Origin of the sequence: Bifidobacterium sp. ESL0784 (assembly GCF_029433295.1) — a bacterium.
Classification (GTDB): Bacteria; Actinomycetota; Actinomycetes; order Actinomycetales; family Bifidobacteriaceae; genus Bifidobacterium.
In genome coordinates this window covers 46374-71650 of record NZ_JAQTHV010000004.1, presented here as the reverse complement: position 1 = coordinate 71650, position 25277 = coordinate 46374, and the positions used below count along the sequence as shown (strand labels likewise).

The window sequence follows — 25277 nt, the reverse complement described above, 5'->3', positions numbered from 1 at the left end:
CCTACCCCAACAACTGCAGCAAATCGTCCTTCGTGAGGTTCGAAATGCCGGCGGAGGTGCCGGTGCCAGCCTTGTCTACGAAACGGTGGGCTAGGTCGCTCTTGGACTGCTGCATTTTCAAGATGCGCTCCTCTATGGTGTCTTTGGCGACGATCTGGTAGACGTTGACGTCCTGGGTCTGGCCGATGCGATGGGCGCGGTCCGTGGCTTGCTCTTGCGCGGCGGCGTTCCACCACGGATCGGCATGCACCACCACGCAGGCACCCGTGAGGTTCAGGCCCGTGTTGCCAGCCTTCAGGGAAATCAGGAAAACCGGGGTGTCGTCGGAGTTGAACTGGTCAACCAGCTCGAGGCGCTTGCGCTTGGGGGTGACACCGGTGATGACGTTGTAGGCGACGCCGTTCTTGCGTAGACGTTCGGCGATCAGGTCGAGGAAGCTGGTGAACTGGGAGAAAATCAGCATCTTGCGGCCGGCATCCTGGCAGCTGGAGACCAGCTCTTCGATGGCATCGAGCTTAGCAGACGTGACCTTGCGAGGCTTGGTGGCGGCACCAGTTTTCGAGGTATCCGAAGAGCCGGCACCCACCGAACCGTCATTACCTACAATCGCGTTCGCCGACGCATCGGCGGTTTCACTGAGTTCGTCAATCGGTTCGTCGTCGGCGCGTTCGATCTCGCGGCTCGGCGCACCCCAGACGTGCGCATCCTTTTTGACGACGTTGCTGCCGACATTGCTGAACAGCAGTCGTGGGTCGCAGCAGGCCTGACGCAGTCGGGTGAGCTGGGCGAGAATCTGAATCTTGCCCGTTTTGTATTCGATGTCGCGCTGTTTGTTGAGCATGGCACGCAGCTGCTGCTCGAGCGCCGCATAAAGCTTGCGCTGCTCCCCTTCAAGCTGGACGGTGATGACGTTCTCAATCTTGTCCGGCAAATCCTTCAAAACCTGCGACTTGAGACGCCGCAGAATAAACGGGCCGACGAACGCCTGCAGCTTAGCCTGTGCGTTTTCGTCGCCGGAGAGAATCGGCATTTCGAAACGGTCGCGGAAGTGCTTGTAGGCTCCGAGCATGCCGGGCATGAGGAAATCGAAGATGCTCCACAGCTCGGAAAGCCGGTTCTCGATCGGCGTGCCAGTCAGGGCGAAACGGTGGCACGCGCTGACGGAGCGCACGGCGTGAGCTGACTTGGTGGCATGGTTCTTGATATATTGCGCCTCATCAAGTGTCATACAATAACATTCGAGACCGTCGTAATCGTCGATATCGCGGCGCAGCAGGTCATATGAAGTAATCAAAACGTCGGGTGCGACCCATTGTGCGGTGTCATCGTCATCTATCTGCTGGGGGCTATTGGCGCTCTGCCAGCCGTCGTCGTCCGACGCAGATATAACAGGATTATCGGCGCGTACAGCAGAAACCGACAGCTTATGAGTCCGCCGCTCCCCCGAGACCAACTGATTAGAAGTCTGTAGTTCCATATCGGATTCAGAGAGCATCTGATTGTGGTTCAGAAGGTCGGAATCATCCGTCGAAATATCGAAACTCGGCTGTGCACCATCCGTATTCTTTTGATTCCGTGCTTTCCTGCCTTCATACCAAGCCTTCGTATTCTTCAGAGTCGTGCGACGTTCGGCCTTGGAACCGGCAAGCACCTGCACGTTGAGCTCGGGGGCGAATTTGGCACATTCCGCGGCCCAGTTGTAAACCAGCGAGGCCGGGCAGACGATAAGATTCGGCCCGATTTGGCGCTGCTCGTCGCGCCGCGACACCAAGTATGAAAGCATCTGCACGGTCTTGCCCAAGCCCATCTCGTCGGCAAGAATACCGCCGAAGCCCTTGTCGGACACTGCGTTGAGCCAGCGGAATCCTTCGACCTGATACGGCCGCAGCACATGTGCAAGCGACTTCGGCACCTTGTAGGTCTTCGGGTCGATGACGCGCAGATCGTTCAAGTAGCTACGGAATTCATCGCTTTTGTCTTCGTCGTCCGCCTGGTTGTCGAGATAATAGGCCTCATATGCAGGCACGGAAACAGCGCCAGAATCGAGATCGACCGGCTTCAGACCCAGGTCGCTGCTGACCTCGTCCAATTTGCTGGTGTCGACGTCGGCCATGTTGACGAAAGCGCCGTTGCGCAGACGATGGAACTTACGACGCTTGCGATAGCTGTTGAGCAGCGCCGGCACTTCGGACGGGTCGATTTCGTCCGCAATCGGCGAGATTTCGACCAAGCCGGATTTGATGGAGAGACCGATCTTGAAAACAGGATGCGGCGAGGACGTAAGACCGTCGAAACTCGGTGTGGAGAACACCTCTCCGAGGCCCCGCAAAACGGGAAGCCCCTCGTTCAGAAGCTTGTAAATCGCCTTGTCGTTGTCCTCGTCGATACGCGCTATCGGGCCGTCTGGCATCGGGAAGTACTGACGCACAGCCTCCACGGCAAGACGTTCGGTCTCGCGATCACGGGCAACCGGCTCATTGGGGCCAATACCAGAGAAGACATGGAAACGTTCGTCACCATATCGCGCCTGCACATCGCAGGTGATGCCCTTCTTGTCCCGGTCCAGATACGTTTCGATATGGCAAGGCACGCGGCGCATTTTGACAAGTTCCGGCGGTAGCTTCACGGCAATACCTTCGTGGGAAGTGTCATCGTCACCATCATCACGGACCGGATCGAGCGCAGGAAGCACCGTGCGCGAAAACTCTTCGATATCGTCGTCGCTTAAGTACAAATCCCCGCGTTCGTCTGAAGCACAAAGCACCCCGAGCAGGTTGCGGTTCGAAATTATGGCATTGGAACAGCGGTGGATTTCGGGGGTATCCAAACCGAACGAACCGCTGGTGTCCGGTGACCCGACGACTACGAACGACGAGCCTCGTCCGATGATGAATTTTTGGATATTGAGGGAATGACGGATAACATAACCGGTTTTTTGCGATGATTTATCGTCATTTTGTCGCACAGATTTCTGGACCGACGATAAAGCACTATCGTCCGTATCATCCTCATCATCGGCGCGGACGACCTCAAGACCCAAATCAGGATCCCCTTCGATCACACGAACCGGAATTGCCGAAGCGAAATTGCCGTGAAGCGGCACATAGTCCAACGTTACATCGGCATCGATGAACAAATCCAGCAGTTCCGCGGTCTCGTCGTCGGAAAGCCGCATTTCCTGGGCTTCCACCTTGCTCTGGTAAAACTCGTAATCGCCGGAAACGCTTTTGCGGATCTCGATGGCACGGCCGAGAATGGCCAGAATCGAGCGTGAACGTTCGTCGAACGAATCGCGGGAATGCACGAACGCCAGCTTTTTACCGTACGTCACAAATTCGCGTCGCTGCACGGCCTCGACCAGCGCACGCACGTCCTTGACGACGTAGGAAATGCCCTTGGAAGGAACAGCGATATGCAGACGCAGATACCAATCACGCCCCGAATTTTCGAGCATCGGGCGCAGCACAACCGAGCCGATGGGCATGTGACGGCTCAGCGCCACCCCACTGCCGATATCGCCGGAAGCGCGGCTGCTGACCTCCTTCAAGAGATCCAGCTGACGGTTCTTGGCCTGTTCCTGAAGCTGGGTATCCTCCTGCTGCATGAACGAACGCAGCACCCGCGAGGTGCGACGAACGACCTTCTGGCGGCGAGCGCCGATTCCCCCGCCGCCCCGCGAGCCGCTTGCGACCACACCATTGCCGAGTTCCTCGAACTTCTGCGGCGTGTCATTGTATTGCATTATCAGCGCGATGACATGCTTGCAGATGGTCCCAAACCGCCCGAACGCCGGGCAGGTGCAGTCCGAGTCAATGATCTCACCATGATTTTCATCGATGCGGGCACTCACCGCGTAATCGTCCGCGAATTCGTCGGCAGCCTCCACGGAGGCGGCCAGCAACGTGCCATCTTCACCGGGAGTGCAGGTCAGATTGTGCATACGCCCGCTGGAAATGACCTCGTAGGCGCGATAGAAGGCCTTGCCACCGCGCTGCCGCAAGACCTTTTCGGGAACGGCCGGCTCGGCCGCACCGAAAGTCACGCCGCCGTCAGGATCAGCAATCCCGCCGAACGTATCGTTGTCGGAACCTGATCCAAGCCCGAATCCCCCAGAGCCACCGGTTCTCGACCCGTACACCGACGCATGCCAATCCAAATCGCATTCCCCTTTTCGCTGCCGTTTCGCTTTCCGTCTGTAACCAGTTTCGATATTGTCAAATATCATCATCGAATATCAAAGACCGCAAACTTCTATTCTACTCCTTTTAGAAATTCGGTGAAATCCTGTGTCTTCCTAAAACGGGCGCAAGAAAGCGGCGAAAAACGCAGTATTTAAGCCTAAATTGAACGCGCCGTGTCCTTTTACTGCGGTTTGTGAGACACTGTCAACAACACGCGAATAATTACTATGGCAGGAAATTGATATGGAGGAGACATGACGGACACAGATAACGCAGAAACCCAGACCGCATACTTCGCGGGAGGATGCTTCTGGGGCGTCGAACGGTATTTCCAGGGCGTCGACGGGGTGACTGACACGCAGGTCGGCTACGCGCAGTCTCTCAAGGCGAATCCGTCGTACGAAGAGGTCTGCTCCGGTGCCACCGACGCGGCCGAAACAGTGCGCGTGGGCTATGATCCGAAACGCGTGACCTTGCGGACGCTGACGTTGCTGTTTCTGGATGTCATCGACCCGTTCTCGGTGGACCAGCAGGGCAACGACACCGGACGGCAGTACCGCACCGCGATGTTCTGCCTCGACGAAGTGCAGAAGGCCATATATCAGAAGGCTTTGCAGGAGCTTGCCGCTCGCGAGGGGCGCGAACCAGCGGTGATCGTCGAGCCGCTGCGCAACTTCTACCCCGCCGAAACCTACCATCAGGATTATCTCGACAAGAACCCCGGCGAATACTGCCACATTCCGGTGGCCAAGTTGCTCAACGTCGGCAAGCGTCAGCGCTACATCGAGCGCGTCTGGGACCTCGACCCCGAGCAGTACGCGGTGACGCAGAAGGCAGCGACCGAGGCTCCGTTCACCAACAAGTACGATCAAAACTTCGAGCCGGGCATCTACGTCGACGTCGTGAGTGGAGAACCACTGTTCCTCTCCACCGATAAGTTCGACGCGGGCTGCGGTTGGCCGGCGTTCTCCAAGCCGATCGATGCGTCTGCTCTGACGGAACATCGTGACACCAAGCTGCCCGGACGGCCGCGTACCGAGATCCGCACCGCCAACTCGCAGATTCATCTGGGGCACGTCTTCGACGACGGACCGCAGGACCGGGGAGGACTGCGCTACTGCATGAACTCGGCCTCGCTGCGTTTCGTTCCGCGCGACCAGATGGAGGCGCAGGGGTACGGAAAGTATCTGAAGATGCTTGACAGCGCTCAGTGAGCTAAGCCTGCGGAAACCTCAGACGGAATAAAGCCAGTCGAAGCTGAAGTGACGAGACCGGAACCCCAATCGGCTTCATTCCAACGGTTTCTAGCAGTCGATTACATTAACCTCGGCAACTGTTTCAGCTCGCCAAGTGTTTGGCTAGGTAATGGCCGGTAACACTCGCGGGATTATCGGCTATGTCGTCTGGAGTACCGGTGGCTACAATTGTGCCGCCTTCCTCGCCGCCGCCGGGACCCATGTCGATGACGTAGTCGGCGTTGGCGATCATGTCGAGATCGTGCTCGATGAAGACCACCGTTGCGCCACCTTTTATCAAACGTTGCAGCACGTCAATCAGGGTTCGGACGTCAAGGGGATGAAGGCCTGTAGTTGGCTCGTCGAGGACGAACAGTGACGTACTCTGCCGTTTGCCAAGCTCGTTGGAAAGCTTGAGACGCTGCGCCTCGCCTCCGGAAAGGTTCGGGGTGTCCTCGCCCAGCGTGAGGTAGCCAAGACCGAGGTCGTGAAGTGTTTTGAGCGCCTTGTGGATGCGCCTGAGCAAAGCAGGGGTAATCATATCGCCGGAAGCCTCGCCAAAATCGTCATCCAGCGCAAAGACATCGAGGGCATCGTCCACTTCCAAATCGAGCACTTCAGGCAACGTCAACCCTTGCGGATGCGTCGGCGTTGCGAGCCTCACATCGTTGACTTCCGGACGATAACGCCGTCCTTCGCAAGTCGGGCAGGTGATGGTGACGTCCGGCAGGAACTGGATATCGAGGCTAATCTGACCGGTGCCGTCGCATTGCGGGCAACGCAGGGAGCCGGTGTTGTAGGAGAACGCCGAAACCTTGAGCTTGCGCTTCTTGGCGTCAGCCGCCGAGGCGAAGGCCTTGCGCAACATATCCATGATGCCAGTGTAGGTGGCGACCGTCGAACGCACGTTGATGCCAATCGGCGTGGAATCTACCAGACGCACGCGCGTGATGCCGGCAGCATCAAGCGAGCGAACATGGGACGGAAGCGGCGTATGGTTTTCCTGCGCCAGCAACGCCGGAATCAAAGACTCCAAAACCATCGTGGTCTTGCCGGAACCGGAGACGCCGGTGACGGCGGTCATCCGTCCGCGGGGAATGGCGACGTCCAGCGGATGCACGGTATGGATGGCATCGGTTTTCATGCTGATCCAGTCGGCTTTCGAAACCGGTGGCAATGCAAGGCGCTTGCGGACGACCACAGGTTGGGAGCCGTCCAAGAAACCGGCGATGCGCGACTTCGGATTACGCAGTATTTCGGCCGGCGCACCCTGCGCGAGTATACGTCCGCCTCGGCTACCTGCGCCTGGGCCCATTTCGATGAAATAATCGGCAGCGTTGAGCACATGAACGTCATGATCGACAAACACCACCGAATTGCCGGAAGCCAGCAAGTCTCGCATCACGCCAATAAGCCCTTCAATATTGGCCGGATGCAGACCTGTGGAAGGCTCGTCGAGCACATACAGCACGCCCGTGGTTTCATTTCGCACGGCACGCGAAAGCTGGGCACGCTGGCGCTCACCGGTTGAAAGCGTGGCGCTGGCACGGTCAAGCGTCAAGTAACCCAAGCCAAGCTGAATAAGCCTGCGGCCCATGTCTTCCAAGGTATCGACCAAGCTGTCGGCCATCTGCTGCATATCCTGCGGCAACGAATCCGGCACGGTCTTTGCCCATTCAAGCACCTTGCGTAACGGCCAAGCCGTAACTTCGGCCAAGTTGTATTTGCCGATTTTTGGAGCTCTTGCCGCTTCGTTAAGGCGTGATCCACCGCAATCCGGGCAGGTCCGCTCGATCAAAAACTTGGAGACCTTCGCCAACCGTTTCTCATCGTTGGCGCGGTCGAGCTCCTTGGTCACCGTCAGCCGCGCGTTGCGGAATGTGAAGCCGAGATGATGGACGCCTTTGACCGAAGTAATGGTGATGGGCTTCTTCTCTTCCGGGCCGTTGAAGACGATGTCACGTTCCTTGTCGGTCAGTTCCTTGAACGGGACATCGGTGCGCACGCCGAATTCGCGCACGATATCGGGCTGGACGTTGAAACCGAAAGTCCGCCACGGCACGACGGCGCCTTCATCGATGGTGAGGTTTTCGTCAGGAACCAGAGCGGCGTCGTTGACTTCGTGGATGGTTCCGGTTCCCTGGCATTTCGGGCAGGCACCAGTGGAATTGAACGCCAGCTGCTCAGCACTTGGAGGCTCTACGAGTGCACCGCAGGCCGCGCAATGGATGGGAATCTCGGCGGCGACATCGAGCGTCGGCTTTTGATAATGCCCGTTCGGGCAACGGTGTGAGGCCAGACGCGAGAACATCAACCGGAGCACGTTCAACGTTTCGGTGGAAGTGCCGAACGTCGAACGCATACCACCGACGCCCGGCCGCTGACGCAACGCCAAAGCCGGCGGAATGAACCGCACCGAATCGACCTGTGGCTTCTCGGCCTGCGTCATTCGCCGGCGGGTGTAGGTCGAAAGTGCGTCAAGATAGCGCCGCGAACCTTCGGCGTATAGCACGCCAAGCGCCAGCGAGGATTTGCCTGAACCTGAAACCCCCGCGATGCCGACAAGTTCATTCAAAGGAATGGAAACATCGATGTCTCGCAAATTATGGACGCGAGCGCCACGCACTTCGATGGCCTGCGGTACCGAAGAACCTTCTGCTTTATTCAAGCTAGGAACTTTTGTATTACCATTACCGTTCCTCGAGCCCGTCTTATGCATTCCATTCTCGTCGTTGTTCACAATGACAACTCTATCCGCCGTACCTGCCCGATTTCACATGCGAGCATAATCGCAGTGTCTACGTCAGAGAACACATTTTATACGATCAACCCCGCACTTTTCTGACGACAACAAAAAGGTGCCATGGGTTATCCCATGACACCTTTGATAAATCAGGTTGCGGCCGGCAAGTAGCGAGTACCAAGCCGCCGTCTACCACTTCTCAGCGGGAACGACGGAACGGGGTCGAGTTGCGCTTGCCATGCGAGCGATGGAAGCCGTCGGCCTTGCGGGAGCGCTGGTTGCGGTTGCCGTCGCGTCCGCGATTGCCGGAACGGCCTTCGTAGCCCTCGTCACGTCCACGACTGCCCGACTTGCCATAGCCGCCGTGACGGTTTGACTTTCCGGAGCCGTAGGAATCGCCATAGCCCTCGGAATAACCGCCGTTACGTCCGCCGGAACGCTTGCCGTAGCGGCCTTTGCCTTTGCCGCCGCGCTGGCCGCGATCATCATAATCGGAATGGCGAGAACGCTTGCCGCTGCCCTTGCGGTAATCGTCGTCGTAGAAATCGCGTGAGCGACGGTCATCGCGATGACCGCGTGAAGAACGGCCGTCAATCGGACCTTGGCCATCATCGTAACGCGGGTTGCGGTTCTTATGCCCGTCACGGCGTCCGCCACGCGAGCGGGAATCGCTGAAATCTCGAGAATCATTGAATCCACCGTCATGTCCGCCGCGCTCGTTGAAGCCTTCGCCGGAATCGTCACGACCGCGTTTATTGAACGAGCGTCCGGAATCTTCATGCCGATTGTTACGGTCACGGCGTCCGCCACGATCCTTACGCCCGTAGCCGCCGCGTCTGCCTCGCCCGCCGCGGCCCTCGTTGCGCCCACCGCGACCGGTGCGTCCGGCCCTGCGGTTGACGACCGGAACGGTCAGCGTCCAGCCTTCGACCAGCGGAGCGTGCTCCCCCACCAGCTCTTCAAGTTCGGGGGAACCCGGAACAACCTGCTGGCTCTTGGCCTTGATACCGGCACGATGCAGCATCTGACGCGCATCACGGCGCTGCTGAGGCAGAACGAGTGTGACCACATCGCCAGATTCGCCCGCGCGTGCGGTACGTCCCGAACGATGCAGGAACGACTTGGAGTCCTCGGGCGGCTCGGTCTGCACCACCATCGCCACGTCGCTGACGTCGATGCCACGCGCAGCCACATCGGTGGCCACCAGCACGTTGACATCCCCGGAAGTGAACGCGGCCAAGTGCCGGTCGCGCTGGTTCTGCGAAAGGTTACCCTGCAAGTCGACTGCCGGGATGCCCTCCTTGACGAGCTTGTCGGCCATCTTCTTGGCCTGGTATTTGGTGCGGGTGAAGAGGATGCGCTTGCCCTTGCCGCTGGCAAGCTCGCGGATGACCTCATATTTGTTGCCCTGCGAAACCTCGAAAACGTGATGGGTCATGGTATCGACCTGCGCGTCGGCGGGTGCAATCTCGTGGATCTTCGGGTCGTGCAGGAATTGCTTGACCACCTTATCGACGCCATGGTCGAGTGTGGCGGAGAATAGCATGCGCTGGCCGTTCGGGTCAACCTGCTCAAGCAGGCGCTGCACGGACGGCAGGAAGCCCATATCGGCCATTTCATCGGCCTCGTCAAGCACGGCAACCTCAACGTCTTCGATGGACAGTGCGCCTTGACGCAGCAAATCCTCAAGACGCCCCGGACAGGCAACGATGATTTCGGCACCGGCCTTGAGTTCGGAAATCTGACGGCTGTATTTCACCCCGCCGTAGATGGTGGCGGTCTGCATGTCGTAGGCGGCGGCAAGTGGGGCCACAACCTCATTGATTTGGTTGACCAGTTCGCGCGTAGGAGCAAGAATCATCCCATGCGGATGAGGCAACATCGCGCGTTTCTGCGCCTTGCGGTTGCTGCGGTCCATGCGTTTGAAATCGCGCATCGCGGTCTCGCCTTCGCCCTGTTCGCCAAGACGAGTGACCAGCGGAATGGCGAATGCCAGCGTTTTGCCGCTTCCGGTCTCACCGCGGCCAAGCACATCGCGCCCTGCCAGCGAATCACCAAGTGTATCGGCTTGAATCGGGAAGGCGACGGTTTTGCCGTCGCGGGCCAGGACGCTTACCAGCGGCCCCGGCACGCCGAGTTCGGCGAAGGTGCGCTCGGGCTGATCGCCGGACTTGGCGTACGCAGCAGCGCTTTCGGCCGCTTCTTCGACCTGTTTCGATTTGGATTTCGTTGAGTTATAGGAATCAGGATTATTCATTTCCGAGCCTGCATAGTCTCCGCCCTTAAAATCGGCAGAGTTGTCTGAATTATTTTTATGAGTACGACGCTTCGGCACAATAGCCTTTCAAAAGATTGAAGCCGACCTGTCTCATACACGTAAACGGACCCCGGCTTCTCAATGGACAATTCACTATATCAGACGCGCCCCACAACGACGATAGAGACAATTCCTGCTTCTTCTGCGAGGATTCAGCATTCGTGTGGTAATAAAAATTGAATACTATCGTTGGAAGTCAAGGAACGACACAGACCACTCACAAAGGATGACACCATGCAGCAACCCATCATGACTTCACCAGCGTTTCTCGCCCAGCCCAGTTCCCCAGCCACACCGGACGATTTGAGCTGCGCGCAGGATCTGAAGGATACGCTCGAAGCGAATGCCGAACGATGCGTAGGCATGGCTGCGAACATGATCGGCGAGCACAAACGAATTATCGCATTCAACGACGAGCTGACCGGCCGTGTAATGACGATGTTCAATCCCGAAATCATCGAAAAGACGGGTCCGTACGAAACGGAGGAAGGCTGCCTTTCGCTTGAATCAACCAGAAAGACGACAAGGTTCGAGACGATACGGGTACGTTACCAAGATAGGAGATTCAAGGAGCGTATCGCCAATTTCAGCGGCTGGACGGCACAAATCATCCAGCACGAAATCGATCACTGCAACGGCGTGCTCATCTGAGACGTTGCCGAAAATCCGAACTCCGAATTTCCCGCTCAGTTCGATTCGACGATGGTCCCATTCGGCGGGGTCTGCTTCTTGTGGCGCGGGCTCGGCTGTTTGGCCGGCGGCACATCCGTGTAAGGGTGACCCATGCTGGCTGTGGAGGTGTAGAAACTCTTGGCCGTACCGTTCGCGTTGACGTTGGCAAACGGGGCATTCGGGGCACTCTGGGCGCCATCGGTATGGCCGGTTTCGCCACGACGGTAACGATCCATCATCTGCTTCTGCAGGTCAGCAGCGCTCGGCGGGGTCCACGAAAGCGCGTTGGCGCCGGCCTCGATGGTCTCACGGATCGATTCGGCCGAACCGCCGGAACTGGCGACCACCGGAATCTCCGGGTAACGGTCCTTGACGTGGGCGACAACTTCAGCGGTGTTCCTGCCGGCGGCGACGTTGATGATCTTGGCGCCCGCCTCGATCTTGCGCTGCACCATATCATCCCACTGAACGACCGTGGCCATCACGGGAACATGCACGGTCATGGCGACCTCGCGGACGATCTCGACCTCGCTGGGAGCGTTGAGCACGACGCCGGCAACACCTTGCATCTCGGCGAATACGGCGAGCTCGAGGACGCGCGTGCCGGTGGTGGTGCCTCCGCCGACACCGACGAAAACCGGGGCCTGCGCCACGGAAAGCACGGCCTGGTTGATGACCGGCTGGCCGGTGAACGGATAGACGGCGAGAATGGCGTCGGCATTGGTATTATGTATTACAGCAGCGTCGGTGGTATAGGCGAACGAACGCAGGCGCTTACCCTCCAGGAGCAGTCCGGAGGATTGTTCGATTTCGACCGGCACCCGGGCATCAGCCGAGCTCAGAGGATTCTCAATAGGCAAAGCCTCAGGCAGGTTCGCCCGAAAGTTGGTCAGTTCCTGTTCCATCGTGCCGCTCCCTTCACGGGTTACCAGTACTTCTCAATCCGCCAGTCGTGTCCGCCATATCCGAAACCGCCTATCGTATGACTTAACGACATACAGGTTGAAACGAGCACATTACCAGACCCAACATATCACCGCCGCCTTTTGTTCCCAAGTAAGCGTCATTTCTTGACAAAATATGCAAAACCAACATTGAACGGAAGGCGAAACCATGCTTGAAACGTCTACTCGATATGCCAAAATTGGCTTGAATCCGCGGGTAGAGCAAACCTTGCGGAATGTTTGAAACGCAATGAGACATAGCACACATCAGAACGAAGGAACGAATACTTGGCTGAATTCATTTTCCAGATGATCAATGCTCGCAAGGCCTATGGCGACCGTGTGATCCTTGACGACGTGACCCTGAGCTTTTTGCCGGGCGCGAAAATCGGCGTCGTCGGCCCCAACGGCATGGGCAAGTCGACCCTGCTCAAGATCATGGCCGGGCAGGAGACCGTCTCGAACGGCGAAGCGAAGCTGACTCCTGGCTATTCCGTAGGCATTCTGCAGCAGGAACCGCCGCTGGACGAAGACAAAACCGTCGGTGAGAACATCAAGGCCGCTTTCGGCGACATCACCAAGAAAGTCGACCGGTTCAACGAAATCGGCGAGGAGATGGCCAATCCGGACGCCGACTATGACGCATTGATGGCCGAGATGGGCAAGCTGCAGGAAGAGATCGACGCCGCCGACGGCTGGGACATCGACTCCCAGCTCGAACAGGCCATGGACGCCTTGCAGTGCCCAGACCCCGACACCCCGGTCAAGGTCTGCTCGGGCGGCGAGCGCCGTCGTGTGGCGCTGTGCAAGCTGCTGCTGGAAGCCCCCGACCTGCTGCTACTGGACGAACCGACCAACCACCTCGACGCCGAATCCATCCTCTGGCTCGAGCAGTTCCTGCACTCCTACAAGGGTGCCGTCATCGCCGTGACCCACGACCGCTACTTCATGGATAACGTGGCGGAATGGATCTGCGAGGTCGACCGCGGCCACCTCTACCCCTACAAGGGCAACTACTCCACTTACTTGGAGACCAAAGAAAAGCGTATGGAGATCCAGGGCGCCAAGGACGCCAAACTCGCCAAGCGGCTCAAGAACGAGCTGGACTGGGTCAAAAGCTCCCCCAAGGCTCGTCAGGCCAAGAACAAGGCCAGGCTCGAACGCTACGACGAGATGGAGAACGAGGCGCGCAATTCCAAGAAGCTGGACTTCTCCGAAATCGTCATCCCGCCGGGGCCGCGTCTGGGCTCGCAGGTGCTGGAAGCCGAGCATATCCATAAGGCCTTCGGCGACCGCGTGCTGATCGACGACCTCTCCTTCACCTTGCCGCGCAACGGCATCGTGGGCATCATCGGCCCCAACGGCGTCGGCAAGTCCACCCTGTTCAAGACCATCGTCGGCAAGGAACCGCTCACCAGCGGCGAACTCAAAATCGGCGAGACCGTCAAAATCTCCTACGTCGACCAGAACCGCGAGGGCCTTGACCCGAACAAGAACCTTTGGGAGGCCGTTTCCGACGGCAACGACTTCATCGAGGTCGCCGGCGTCGAAGTGCCGACCCGCGCCTACGTTGCCAGCTTCGGCTTCAAGGGCAGCGACCAGCAGAAGCTCACCGGCATGCTTTCCGGCGGTGAACGCAACCGTTTGAATCTCGCGCTGACCCTGAAGCAGGGCGGCAACCTGTTGCTGCTCGATGAGCCCACCAACGATTTGGACGTCGAAACGCTGGAATCGCTGGAAAACGCGCTGATCGAGTTCCCCGGCTGCGCAGTGGTCATCTCCCACGACCGCTGGTTCCTCGACCGCATCGCCACGCATATCCTTGCTTGGGAAGGCGATGACGACAACCCGGCCAAGTGGCACTGGTTCGAAGGCAACTTCCAGGCGTATCAGGAAGACAAGGTCAAGCGTCTTGGCGAGGAGGCCTCCCGCCCTCATCGCATCCATCGCAAATTGACGCGTTGAGCTGAATAACAGAAACATTGACGGTGCCCCGATTCTATGGTCGGGGCACCGTTTTTATCACAGCTCTATGAAAATCCAACAGGTTCAGATACTGGCGAAATTCGGGCTAAAAGTTGGGCGGCGCGGATAGACTCACATAAGCGTTAATTCGACAGAATCGAGGAGTGACATGGCGAAAGTCAAGGCAGGCGACGCAGCGCAGGAAGCGGTTGAGGCGCTCAAGCTGAAGGCCGGGCAGGAGCAAGGCGGACGCACCGTCTTCCATGACGCCACGAACCTCTACTACCCCACCGAACGCATCTACGGCGGCCAGATGACGGCTCAGGCCATCATCGCCGCGGCCGACACCGCCGACGATGACAAGGTGGCCAATTCCGTCCATGCCACGTTCATCAAGGTCGGCAAGCTCGACGAGGAGACCCGCTACGAGGTCGAATCGCTGCGCGACGGCCGTTCCTTCTCCACTCGCCGCGTGGACGCCAAGCAGGGCAATCAGCTACTCTTCACTGCCACGGTGAGCCTGCAGAAAGCCGGGCAAGCCGGTGTGGAGTTCAACGACGATATGCCTAAAAATCTGCCGGACCCGGAAACGCTCACCAGTGCCAAGGACCTGATGGAACCTTACGCCGAAAAATCCGGGTTCGCCAAATACTATGCCTCTCAGTCGCCGTTCGACATCCGCCACATCGGCCCGACCGTGATGCTCGAGCCCGACAAGGAAAGTGCCAACAAGGATTCTGGCAAGCAGATGGTCTGGATGCGCATGGCCAGCCCGGTCAAGGCGTCGCAAAACGTCTACCGCGCGCTGCTGGCGCTCGAGTGCGACCAGGTGATGATGGAGCCGGATCTGCGCCGCGCAGGTCTGAGCATTTCCACGCCGGGCATTTTCTATGCTTCAATCGATCACTCGATGTGGTGGTATGACAATATCGACATGAACGAATGGCATCTTTACGTGCAGGATGCTCCGGTCGCCGGCCACGGCCGCGCATTGGGCATCGCCAAGGTCTATTCGGCTGACGGTAGGCTTCTGGCGGCGATGACACAGGAAGCCACCATCCGAGTCCCGGAAAAGAAAGACGAAAAGAAAAAGTAGATCTCGTCGCTTATTGGAACCAAATAATTCGACGGATGGAAAGGTTCAGGCTAATCCATCCGTCGAATTTTATATGTTATAACCCTTTTACTCTAAAAATCAGGAAGCATCAGGTCTTCATTGTCAAGGAACGTGAAGCCACCATCGCTTTCGAGCAACCTACGCGCAAGCCCCAAAGCCAGCAACGTCGATTGAACACCGTCGATACCCCCGATTTGATGCGACCATACGATATCGCTGTCATGCTCCAACGTCACTTTCGTCCAAAATTCCCCGGAATCCGCCTGTTGCGGTTCGGAAACCAACAAGTCGTAGGGTTCACCGTTCTTTTCAAACGTCCGTTTAAGCACTTCGTTGTGTCCTTTCGGTTGAATCAGATATCGCTTTTCTTGCCCATGGAGCCCGCTGCAAGCTTGCGCTGACGTTCGCGGCGCTTGGCAGCCTTCATTTTCGGATTCTCGGCACCTTCGCTCGGCGGAAGCTGACAAAGCCATTCGCCGATGATGCCCACCGCCATGTCACCGATGCAGATGACAGTGGTCACTCCGCATTGGATAATCACATTCTGATAATACGGAATACCCCAATGCGGCAAGGTCAGCAGCACCTGTACCATATACCAGCCGGCAAGCCCGGCACCGGCAAGGCCCAGCGCCTTGCACAGCACCAGCGTGTAGACGGCTTTGGTGGGGTCGATCCAGCTTTTGCGTTTTTTCGGGTCAGTGATGGCGTATTGATGGACCTGCAACGCCAATATCAAAACCGCCGCACCCAGCAAAACCAAAATAAACGCGACGAACCAAGGGGCTCCGATCAGCGAAAGACCGCTCATCTCATCGGATTTGACCAATATCGCGCCGAGGAGCAAGCCAATCAGCGCTGCGATTGCGTAATACCACCATGGGGTCCTTCGTGCACTCATTGCGTATCCCCCAGTATCCAGCGGTCGTCAACCTTGCCGACGCGGGCGGCATCTGGTGCCATCGCGAGCAGGAAGGAGACCGGATCGCCGTCAAGCCGTGCGTCGGGATCCATATCGAGCCATGGCGCAAGGATTTCGGCCTGTTTTTTCGCCGCGTCCAACGGCAACTCGATGGCATAGGCGACATCTTCGGCCATCTCCTGAGCCGCTTGATCGGGGCTCATAGCCTCGCCCTCGACGTCGACCAACCGCAACGTAACGGCGCCTTCATGTGAACCCGAAAGGGAATCAAGCAACGAGACGATGGCCTGAGGCTTCAGTTTGGTGGTCAATTGGATGACGGCGGCGCTGGCATCCGAGCTGTCAATGCCCATGACGTGGTAGAGCGGCGAAATCCCTTCGACCTGATTGCCTGGCACCGCATCCAGCGAAACGATGACGGAACGGAAACGCTTCGCGGCATCGCTGGTTTTGCTGCGCATGGCGATGATGGCGCGGCGCGGCACGACATAGACGTCATCGACATTGTCCTGCTGCCGATCCTGCGCCTTTTGAGCCTCATCCTGACGTTGTTGCTCGGCTATCGTTGCGCCGGCCAGAGAAGCCTTGGTAGGCGCTACACTCACGCCTGGCATTCCGGCACCATTTTCACCAGTGGTTTGGCCTGTACCAAGAGTTACTGGAACATCGTCGAATACAATATTTTCTATCGTATTGCTGCCCGATTCATCTGAGCCGTCCGCACTCTCGCCGCCACTATTTTGAATGTTGGCAGCATCATCGAGCTTCAGTCTGACTTCGGCATGCACCCTGCCGCTTTTAACGGCTTGAAGCACCCTTTGCCACACCTCGGCCCCGGCGGCGACATCCTCGCTTCTCGTCTCATCGAACGAGAGCGAAAGACACGCCTCAACGCCGAGGGGCGTGCCATCAGCTGTCACGCCCCTCGATCTTCGCGAATCATCAATCAATGGATTCGACATGTCTCACTCGGACCCTTCCGGCTTCATGCCGACCGAACGCTTGAGCGATTCGGGAATCGGCACCGGCGGGATGTCGGAATCCGGACGAGCCGAATCGGAGAGCCAGAGCTTGCGTTCCGGCGCCATCCTGAGGTTGGCGAAGATGACTTTCAATTCCTTCTCGTTCAGGGTCTCCTTGACGAGCAGCTGACGCACCAGCTCATCGAGCACATCGCGGTTTTCGGTAATGATCTGCCAAGCCTCGGTGTGCGCGGTCTCGATCATGTCGTGCACCTCTTCGTCGATGACATCCTGCGTACGCTCGGAGTAGTCATGGATGAAGTTGTTGGCGGAATCCTCGCCGTGCTCTGAATCGCCCCACTTGACGGCTCCCAGCTTGGAGGACAGACCGAATTCAACGACCATCTTTCGGGCGATCTGCGTGGCCTTCTCGATGTCGTTGGAGGCACCGGTGGTGGGGTCATGGAAGACGACCTCCTCGGCGGTGCGGCCACCCATCGCGTAGGCCATCTGGTCGAGCAGTTCGTTTCGGGACTGGGAATAGCGGTCCTGTGTAGGCATGACGGCGGTATAGCCCAAGGCGCGGCCTCGCGGCAGAATCGTCACCTTGGTCACCGGGTCGGTGTTGTGAAGCGCGGCGGCGACCAGTGCGTGACCACCTTCGTGATAGGCGGTGTTGCGCATCTCATCCAGGGCCATGCCACGCGACTGGCGCTTCGGGCCGGACTGGACGCGGTCGATGGCCTCGTCGATGGCGCGGTTGTCGATCAGCTGGGCGCCAACGCGGGCGCAGAGCAACGCAGCTTCGTTCAGGACGTTGGCCAGATCGGCGCCAGTGAAACCTGGCGTGCGCACGGCCACGGTGTGCAAATCAACGTCGGGGACGAACGGCTTGCCCTTGGCGTGCACCTTGAGGATTGCCTCACGGCCTTCCAGATCCGGGGCCTCGACGGCCACCTGGCGGTCGAAACGGCCGGGACGCAGCAGCGCCTCGTCCAGGACGTCAGGACGGTTGGTGGCGGCGATGATGATGAGGTTGGTGTCGTTGTCGAAACCATCCATCTCGACCAGCAGCTGGTTCAGCGTCTGTTCACGTTCGTCGTGCCCGCCGCTCATTCCGGAGCCACGCTTGCGTCCGACGGCGTCGATCTCGTCGATGAAGATGATGGCCGGTGCGTTCTTCTTGGCCTCCTCGAAGAGGTCACGCACACGCGAGGCACCGAGGCCGACGAACATCTCGACGAAATCGGAACCAGCCATGGAGTAGAACGGTACTCCCGCTTCGCCGGCGACGGCTCGCGCGAGCAGCGTCTTACCGGTTCCGGGAGGGCCATAGAGCAGCACGCCGCGCGGGATGCGGGCGCCAAGCGCCTTGTACTTCGAGGGATCCTTCAGGAAGTCCTTGATCTCCTCGACTTCGGCCACGGCTGCTTCCTCGCCAGCCACGTCGGAGAACTTGGTGGTCGGGGTCTGCCCGCCGAGCAACTTACCGTTGTCCTTCTTGCCGCCCATGCCGAGCATACCGTTCATGCCGCCGCTCATGCTGCGGAGAAGCCACCAGAACAGCAGCACCAAAACAACCAACGGCAACAGCGTGGAAAGCAGGTAAGCCCCGGAATCGGACTGTATGTCCGCGGTCCAGCCGTCTTTCGGTTTGGCCTTCTTCACGGCTTTGAGCAGTTCCGGTCCTTCGGCCTGGGTGTAGTAGAACTGGACCTCCCGACCATAATCGTGGTTCTTCTTCGTATTCGGGTCGATCTTATTGAAGTTCTTATAGAGCTTGAGCTTGACCATCTGTTTGTTGTCGATAATCTGGACACGGCTGGCACCATTATTATCAACCAGCGATATGCCGTCCTGAGTATCGATGGTCTGCACTCCGTTGGAGCTGAACAGCTCGAAGCCTGCGAACACCAGCAGAGCCAGTACGACAATCCAGAGCACCGGCGACTGCCAGAACGGGCGCTTCCCATTGGGGTCACCGTCACCTTTGTTGCTGTTGTTATTGCGACGGTTGCCGTTGTTGTTACCATTGCGGTTATTGGGATTATTGCCGTTGTTGAAGGGGTTGAACGGATTGTTGTTGTTATTATTGTTTGATCCGTTAGGATTGCCCATCGGTCCCATGGGATTACGAGGATTCTGAGGATAGCTCATGCTGCTTCTCCTTGATAGACTGACGGCTTTAAGACTGCGATGGAATCAAGATTGCGGAAATGCTCCTGATAATCAAGGCCGAAACCGACCACGAATTCATCGGGAACTTCGTAGCCCTTATATTTCAGTGGCACCTCGACCTCACGCCGGGAAGGTTTCTCCAGCAGCGCAAACACCTCAACGCTTGCCGCTCCGCGCCCTTTGAGCTCGCGAACCAACCAGTCAAGCGTATATCCGGAATCGATGATGTCTTCGACAATCAGAACATTGCGTCCCCTGACATCACAGGAAAGATCCTGCCGGACGGTAATCTTGCCGCTACTTTCGAAGCCATCGCCGTAGCTGGACAAGCTCATGAAATCCATCTGCGCATTGATGCTCAACGCCTGTGAAAACGCGGCAAGCGTGTTGACGGCCCCTTTGAGTACGGCCACCAGCAGCAGATCCTTGCCCTTGTAATCTTGGCTCACCTGCGCCGCCACTTCTTTGATCTTGCGTTCTATTTGTTCTTTTGACACCAATTCATGGTCAATTTGGTCTTCAACATCCGCAATTTTCATGTTATCCATTTTTACACACGCGAATGACGTGTTTCTGCCGATTTGCTGAATATCCGCTGGGAAGCGAAAGTGTGCCCTGGCCGTGCCAGTCGGTTACCAACGCCTCTATCGAGAGCACATGCCCTGAAGTCACCCCTATGTTCAGTTCGGCGAGAACGCGGGCGATGACACGGCGACGAATCGCGGGATGGGCGTCGCCAAGCGGCTTGACAAGCATGATGACTGTACCCTCGTCGCTCTTTCCACGCACGGCTTTGCGATACAAATCGTCAGTCGAAATGTCAAGAAAATCACTATCTTCACGAGCGATCACCGTCCCTTTGGCCAGATGACCGGAAACATCGCCGTCGAAAAAGCCCGAGAGATAAGGCATCAGGGTATGTCGCACGCGGGAGCGCAACGGATAGCTTGCCGGCAAGGGCCGGTCCATCGCAACGCTGTCGCCATTGGTCGGATCGTCCCACCAAGGAAGGTTCAATTCGCGGCAAACGGTAGTGGTCTGGACGCGGGTAAGGCCAAGGAAGGGGCGAAGAAAGAGCATGCCGTCACGCTTGAACGTAGTCGGCATACCCGCCAACCCATCGACGCCGGAGGAACGGGTCAGCACATCCATCAGGACCGTCTCCGCCTGGTCATCGCGGGTGTGGGCCAGCAAAACCGCAGTGGCGCCCACATCGCGTGCAGCTTCACCGATGGCTTCATAACGCGCCTGCCGTGCGGCGTCCTCGGTGCTGCGACCGCTTCCGATTCCCTCGACATTGATGGCACGCACGATGACCGGCTCCAGCCCCAACCCTTTGCAACGTGCCGCCGCCTGGCGCGCGACCTCGTCGGAACCTGCCTGAAGCCTATGGTCGATGACGACGGCGCCGCAATGGATACCAAGCATTCCGGAGACGATATGGCTCACGGCCGAAAGCGCCATCGAGTCGCGCCCACCCGAGCATGCCACGAGAAGCGTGGGGGCATCGATCTCGGGGTCATGCTCGCCATGTTCGGCGAAACGGGCGTCCTGCCGCTCAATGCCTGCTTCAGCCAGCGTGTTGCGAACGTCCCCGACAGCCTTTTTTATCGTCGACGAATATGCCATCGCCTGCACTCACAGCCCGGCCAGCGCCGAAATGAAGGCATCGACCGCTTTTCTGGCAGCGAGATAGTCCTGCGGCTTGTTGACGATGACCGCGAAAGCGAGCACACCGCCGTTCTTGCGCGAGACATTGCCGGCCATCGAGGTCACTTGGTCCAGGGAGCCGGTTTTCACGCGCAACAGCCCGGCCGCACTCGGATCCTCCAGACGGTTCTTGGCGGTGCCGACGAAACCGGGAACGGAAAGGCCCTCACCTGCGGCCGCGCCCGGACCGGGTTTAAGATTGTGGCTCTGCACTTCGACCAACGTCTTGACCTCAAGCTGGGAGCCTTCAGAAAGACCGGAGCAATCGGCCATGTGCAGGTTCGCCGTATCGACGCCGAGTTTGTCGAGTTTGGCCTTGACGGCCCGGGTCGCTCCTTCCGGACTGTTGGCAGCCCCGGTTTTGAGCGCCAGAAGCCTGCCGAACTCCTCGATCAGGGTGTTGTCGGAATGACGCAGCGTGAAGGCCATCACCTCGGCCAATGTAGCCGATGTAATCGTTGCCACGCGTTTGGCGCCGCTTGCGACTTTGCCCGAAGCAATTTCAGCATCCACGCCGATGCCGCGCTGGGCAAGCAGGGAGCCGAACACCGCCGCCGCATCGTGCGCCGGTGTCGTCGACATTGCAGGATAGGCGGAGTAGAGATCAGGGTCGTGTTCCACGCCTTTCCATTGCCTTCCCCCATCGACGGCCATCGAAGAGATGCCGGTGAAATTGGTATTGCCCTCGTTGTTGGAGGCAATGGCGGCAGGGGAACGCACGGCGCCGAAAAGCGTATCGTCGTAATTGAGATGGATTTGGCTGATATTGCGCTTTTTGAGCTGCGCTGCACTCTCGTCGGCAAGCGTGGCAAGCCCCGCTCTGCCGTTGATATGGTTGGGGTCGCTCGCCCCCGCCCCGAGCAGCATGTCCCCGTCCGATTTGAGCGTCAACGTCGCCTGCCGGGGCTGACTTACGCCGGAAGGCGAAGGGTCAAGCAATGCGTCGGTATGGAAACTCGAGCCCATGTCCAGCGTCGAGGAAACGGCCAGCGCGGTCAGGGTCTTCATGGTCGAGGCCGGTTCCCGGGGCGTATCGGGATTGCGGGAATCGACGATTTTGCCGTCGGCATCGGCGATGGCCAACGAAAAATCCCCTCCCAGCCCAGGCGTGGCAGCAAAGGCGTTGATCGCCGATTCCGTGCCGTTCTTGTCAATCGGCTTGTTCAGATCAGCCGAGTCCGCAACGGATTCGGCGGCGCGAATCGAACCCGCAAGAGCGGGCGTCGTTTTTCCTGCTGGAAGTATCGTCAGCGGACCGGGCATCATCCCGTTGATATCGGCCATGAAATAGCCTGCGGCAAGCAGCAGGGTCACCAATGTGGAGACGACGATGCGCCATGCACGATTGCGTGCCACATGATTCGCCTTGCGTGCGTGCGCCCCATGACCGCAATACGATGGTCCCACTGTATTCAAAACCGCTCTCCTACGCTTGACAAAGCCTGCCTAGCCCTTGTGCTCGATGGGCTTCCACTGGGCCTTCGAGAAAATGGCCTGGAAGGAAATCGGCACGTAGCTGGCCATATAGATCGGGAAGCTCAGCACATAGGCCAGAAGCTCCTTGTTGGAAGCGCCGATCTGGCCGCGTTCGGCAAAGACGGTGAGCGCTGCCAGGAACATCATGCCCAAGAGACCCGTGCAACCGCCGACCAGCCATCCGGACAACGAACCGAGCTGGCTCGACCATGAGACGAAGCCGAAAGCCGCAAAAAGAAGGCCAAATACCACACGCAGAACGCCAAGCACGGTGAATGGGCAGATCAGCATGGTGAAATCGACGGCGGAGAAATCGCGCTCGCGCACGGCTCGGTTGATCAGCTGCGGACCGTAATAACGGAACACCTGCAGGAATCCCTTGCTCCAACGCAGCCTCTGCCGCCAGCTCTGGCCGAAGGAATCGGGCTGCTCGTCGTAGAGGATGGCCGTGCCGCAGTAGCCGATGCGATCGCCGTGCAAGACGGAGTCCATCGTGAATTCGAGGTCTTCGGTCAACAGATGGAATTTCCAGCCGTTGTTGCGCTGCATCACCTCACGCGAGAACATGAAGCCGGTGCCGCCCACGTGGCAGCTGGAGCCGAAAAGCATACGCGAATTGTTGAGGAAACGAGATTCACGGATGAACCACAGTGCCGAACCGGAGGACACCCAGTTGTCGGAAAGGTTGGTGGAGTTGCGGTAGCTGGTGAGGATCTTGAAGCCTGATTGGAAGGCCTTGTTCATTTCCTCGATATAGTGCTTGTCGAGGCGGTTGTCGGCATCGAAGACGAAGAAGGCGTCATAATCATTGGCCACGCCTTTGTCGATCATCGCGTCGAGCAGGTAAGTCAGCGCATAGCCTTTGCCAACCTGCTGCAGATTGTGACGCTCGACGACATTGCACCCCATCGAGCGCACCACCTCGGCGGTTTTGTCGGTGCAATTGTCGGCCACCAGCCAGATGTCGACAAGACGTGAGGGGTAAGTCTGATTTCTGATGGAATTGATCAGATTAGGTACGACGGTTTCCTCGTTGCGTGCCGAAATCAGCACGGCATAACGCTTGTCCATCGGCGCCTCGGGAAATGTGATACGATGATGGAATAAAGAAGCCACAATGCAGATCGCCTGGTAACCGAGGCTTACTGCACCCATAATAAACATCAGGATATCTAGGATATTCAGAAATACCATGTCAGTGCCACCTGCTCCTCGGGTTGTCGGTTTTTACGTCCTCTGCGTTGTCATTGACCACTGTACCTTGAGCAGCGCCCTTGGCTTTGCCAGACGTTTCCCCGCCTTTTGCACCATGCGCGCTTTTGGCTCCCTCTTGCCGCAACTCCTGGGTGTCGAAACCATCGGAATCCTTCTCCTCGCTACCCTTAAGGGGTTTGCGTGAGGTCGATTCGGAGTTCGAAAGCACTCCCTTGGGAATGGCGATGGTCTCGGATTCGTCAAGGTCATGGGCCGTCGATTTGGCATTGAATTCGGTGGAGAGGCGATAGACCTCGTCGCGCAGGTTACGCAGGTCGTCATCGGCGGGGACCCTTGCGCTCGAGCCTTTGGCGGCACGCGGCATACGCTGGGCGACAGGCTGCACCACATGCTCGTTGAACGCCTCGGCCCCGGCGACCACCTTGGATTTCTTGACCGGCACCGGGTCGCTCATCAACGGCGACTCAACCAGTTCATAGCGCTTGGTATACACCTTGAAGAGGGCCTGCAGACTGGCGGTGATGGGCAGCGCGAGGAACGCGCCAAGGGCACCGAACACGGCTCCCAGGACCAGCACCGAAAGGAAGGCGATGGCGGGGTTCAGATCCATGGTGCGCTCCGAGACCTTCGGTGAGATGATGAGGTTCTCGATCTGCTGGTAGATGACGATGAAGACGACCACGGCCACCCCATAGAGCAAGCCGCGCGACGACCAGGCAAAGATGACCGGCAATGCCCCGCCGATGTAGGTGCCGACCGTCGGTATGAACTGCGAGACGATGCCGCAGAAAAGAGCCAGGGGCAGCCAGTTGGGCACCTTGATGATCATCAGGAATATCGAGGTGAAGAAGGCATTGAACGCGGCGAGAATCGTACGCGAGAAAAGGAAACCGGAAATCTGGTCCTGCACGATGGTCCAAGCCAGCAGGAAGCGACGCTGCGTCACCGGGCCGAGCCACTGGCACAGGCTCCTACGCATCTTGGGTCCGGCGGCGGAGACGTAATAGGTGACCATCACAATGGTCAGCACATTGAGCAGAGCGCTCAAGAGGCCCATGGTGGTGCTCAATGCCTGCCCGGCGAAATTGGTGACCCATGAGGTCTGTACGTTTTTGGCGATCTCGCTGCCGAGATTGGATATTTCCGGGAGTTTGAAATCGGTATATTGCGCGACAAGGTGCTGCGCCTGTTGGTAAAGATCGGGGATTCCCCTGATCATGGAAATCATCTGCTGCACAAACATGTTGCCAAACAAGCCAAGCAATGCCAGCACAAGGATGATGAGGCCGACCAGAGTGGCGGCCGCGGCCGCGCCACGCTTCCAGCCATGACGCACCAGACGGACCACCAAGGGCTCCATGGCGAGCGCCACAAAGATCGAGATGACGATGTCAAGGACTATGAAAGAGACCTTGCTCCACGATCTGAAAATGAAAATGCAGACGAAAACCGCTATTGCGGCATAGAGCAGGGCCCTCCCCCACCAATCTGGCGGCCTGCGGGAATCCCCTTTCTGGGGGAAAACCGAGGCGAAATCGATTTTAGGACTCTCACGCTCGTCATTTTCTTGTCCACGTTGTTTCATGATTTCCAATCCTACCCCGCCCCATGTGTAGACAACTAGGAATATCCTCATATAT

General features: G+C 58.2%; 17 protein-coding genes. 4 read left to right on the top strand and 13 right to left on the bottom strand.

Annotated features, from left to right (window positions below; genetic code table 11):
* Position 1: 1 nt before the first annotated feature.
* Positions 2-4156, bottom strand: a complete 4155-nt coding sequence (locus PT279_RS06890; protein ID WP_277166680.1) for an SNF2-related protein — start codon at positions 4154-4156, stop codon at positions 2-4.
* Positions 4157-4435: 279 nt separating this feature from the next.
* On the opposite strand from PT279_RS06890, the gene msrA reads away from it, so the two are divergent.
* The gene (gene msrA, locus PT279_RS06885; RefSeq protein WP_277166679.1) at positions 4436-5395 is read left to right on the top strand and encodes a peptide-methionine (S)-S-oxide reductase MsrA; all 960 of its coding nucleotides are present in this window, start codon (positions 4436-4438) and stop codon (positions 5393-5395) included.
* Between the two features lie 124 nt (positions 5396-5519).
* Here the strand turns inward: msrA and PT279_RS06880 are convergent, their stop codons facing one another.
* Positions 5520-8135 (bottom strand): excinuclease ABC subunit UvrA, encoded by a 2616-nt coding sequence (locus tag PT279_RS06880; RefSeq protein ID WP_277167041.1) that lies wholly within the window; start codon positions 8133-8135, stop codon positions 5520-5522.
* Between the two features lie 223 nt (positions 8136-8358).
* Positions 8359-10416, bottom strand: a complete 2058-nt coding sequence (locus tag PT279_RS06875; RefSeq protein ID WP_348519378.1) for a DEAD/DEAH box helicase — start codon at positions 10414-10416, stop codon at positions 8359-8361.
* A gap of 294 nt (positions 10417-10710) precedes the next feature.
* Here PT279_RS06875 and PT279_RS06870 point away from each other — a divergent pair, with 294 nt between their 5' ends.
* Complete coding sequence (locus PT279_RS06870; protein ID WP_277166678.1) at positions 10711-11127, top strand: peptide deformylase; 417 nt, start codon at positions 10711-10713, stop codon at positions 11125-11127.
* 35 nt (positions 11128-11162) lie between these two features.
* Here the strand turns inward: PT279_RS06870 and PT279_RS06865 are convergent, their stop codons facing one another.
* Positions 11163-12053, bottom strand: coding sequence for a dioxygenase (locus tag PT279_RS06865; RefSeq protein WP_277166677.1), 891 nt, complete (start codon positions 12051-12053; stop codon positions 11163-11165).
* A 327-nt stretch (positions 12054-12380) separates the two neighbouring features.
* Between PT279_RS06865 and ettA the strand changes: the two genes are divergently transcribed.
* Together ettA and PT279_RS06855 are read left to right on the top strand one after the other, a co-directional pair.
* Positions 12381-14057 carry an energy-dependent translational throttle protein EttA gene (gene ettA / locus PT279_RS06860; protein WP_277166676.1) on the top strand — a complete coding sequence of 559 codons (1677 nt, stop codon included), beginning with the start codon at positions 12381-12383 and terminating at the stop codon, positions 14055-14057.
* 169 nt (positions 14058-14226) lie between these two features.
* Complete coding sequence (locus tag PT279_RS06855; RefSeq protein WP_277166675.1) at positions 14227-15153, top strand: acyl-CoA thioesterase domain-containing protein; 927 nt, start codon at positions 14227-14229, stop codon at positions 15151-15153.
* Between the two features lie 92 nt (positions 15154-15245).
* Here the strand turns inward: PT279_RS06855 and PT279_RS06850 are convergent, their stop codons facing one another.
* The 9 genes from PT279_RS06850 to PT279_RS06810 all read right to left on the bottom strand — a co-directional run bounded on the left by PT279_RS06850 (position 15246) and on the right by PT279_RS06810 (position 25222).
* Positions 15246-15503, bottom strand: coding sequence for a hypothetical protein (locus tag PT279_RS06850; protein WP_277166674.1), 258 nt, complete (start codon positions 15501-15503; stop codon positions 15246-15248).
* A gap of 23 nt (positions 15504-15526) precedes the next feature.
* Entirely contained in the window at positions 15527-16075 is a 549-nt protein-coding gene (locus PT279_RS06845) for a DUF3180 domain-containing protein (RefSeq protein WP_277166673.1), read from the bottom strand.
* A complete protein-coding gene (locus PT279_RS06840; RefSeq protein WP_277166672.1) occupies positions 16072-17016 on the bottom strand; it encodes a hypothetical protein in 945 nt (314 codons plus the stop codon). Before PT279_RS06840 ends, PT279_RS06845 begins: the two co-directional genes overlap by 4 nt.
* A gap of 45 nt (positions 17017-17061) precedes the next feature.
* Positions 17062-19185, bottom strand: coding sequence for an ATP-dependent zinc metalloprotease FtsH (ftsH, locus tag PT279_RS06835; protein WP_277167039.1), 2124 nt, complete (start codon positions 19183-19185; stop codon positions 17062-17064).
* Between the two features lie 26 nt (positions 19186-19211).
* Entirely contained in the window at positions 19212-19775 is a 564-nt protein-coding gene (hpt, locus tag PT279_RS06830; RefSeq protein ID WP_277166671.1) for a hypoxanthine phosphoribosyltransferase, read from the bottom strand.
* 1 nt (position 19776) lies between these two features.
* Entirely contained in the window at positions 19777-20865 is a 1089-nt protein-coding gene (gene tilS / locus PT279_RS06825) for a tRNA lysidine(34) synthetase TilS (protein WP_277166670.1), read from the bottom strand.
* 9 nt (positions 20866-20874) lie between these two features.
* The gene (locus PT279_RS06820; RefSeq protein WP_277166669.1) at positions 20875-22302 is read right to left on the bottom strand and encodes a D-alanyl-D-alanine carboxypeptidase; all 1428 of its coding nucleotides are present in this window, start codon (positions 22300-22302) and stop codon (positions 20875-20877) included.
* Positions 22303-22392: 90 nt separating this feature from the next.
* Entirely contained in the window at positions 22393-23616 is a 1224-nt protein-coding gene (locus PT279_RS06815; protein ID WP_277166668.1) for a glycosyltransferase family 2 protein, read from the bottom strand.
* Between the two features lies 1 nt (position 23617).
* The gene (locus tag PT279_RS06810) at positions 23618-25222 is read right to left on the bottom strand and encodes an AI-2E family transporter (RefSeq protein ID WP_277166667.1); all 1605 of its coding nucleotides are present in this window, start codon (positions 25220-25222) and stop codon (positions 23618-23620) included.
* Positions 25223-25277: the final 55 nt, after the last annotated feature.

Coding starts and splice junctions, on each gene's coding strand:
- PT279_RS06855 (WP_277166675.1), top strand. CDS start 14,227: ATGGCGAAAGTCAAGGCAGGCGACGCAGCGCAGGAAGCGGTTGAGGCG.
- PT279_RS06875 (WP_348519378.1), bottom strand. CDS start 10,416: ATGAATAATCCTGATTCCTATAACTCAACGAAATCCAAATCGAAACAG.
- tilS (WP_277166670.1), bottom strand. CDS start 20,865: ATGGCATATTCGTCGACGATAAAAAAGGCTGTCGGGGACGTTCGCAAC.
- PT279_RS06815 (WP_277166668.1), bottom strand. CDS start 23,616: ATGGTATTTCTGAATATCCTAGATATCCTGATGTTTATTATGGGTGCA.
- PT279_RS06880 (WP_277167041.1), bottom strand. CDS start 8,135: ATGCATAAGACGGGCTCGAGGAACGGTAATGGTAATACAAAAGTTCCT.
- PT279_RS06845 (WP_277166673.1), bottom strand. CDS start 16,075: ATGAGTGCACGAAGGACCCCATGGTGGTATTACGCAATCGCAGCGCTG.
- ftsH (WP_277167039.1), bottom strand. CDS start 19,185: ATGGGACCGATGGGCAATCCTAACGGATCAAACAATAATAACAACAAC.
- hpt (WP_277166671.1), bottom strand. CDS start 19,775: ATGAAAATTGCGGATGTTGAAGACCAAATTGACCATGAATTGGTGTCA.
- msrA (WP_277166679.1), top strand. CDS start 4,436: ATGACGGACACAGATAACGCAGAAACCCAGACCGCATACTTCGCGGGA.
- PT279_RS06810 (WP_277166667.1), bottom strand. CDS start 25,222: ATGAAACAACGTGGACAAGAAAATGACGAGCGTGAGAGTCCTAAAATC.
- PT279_RS06865 (WP_277166677.1), bottom strand. CDS start 12,053: ATGGAACAGGAACTGACCAACTTTCGGGCGAACCTGCCTGAGGCTTTG.
- PT279_RS06870 (WP_277166678.1), top strand. CDS start 10,711: ATGCAGCAACCCATCATGACTTCACCAGCGTTTCTCGCCCAGCCCAGT.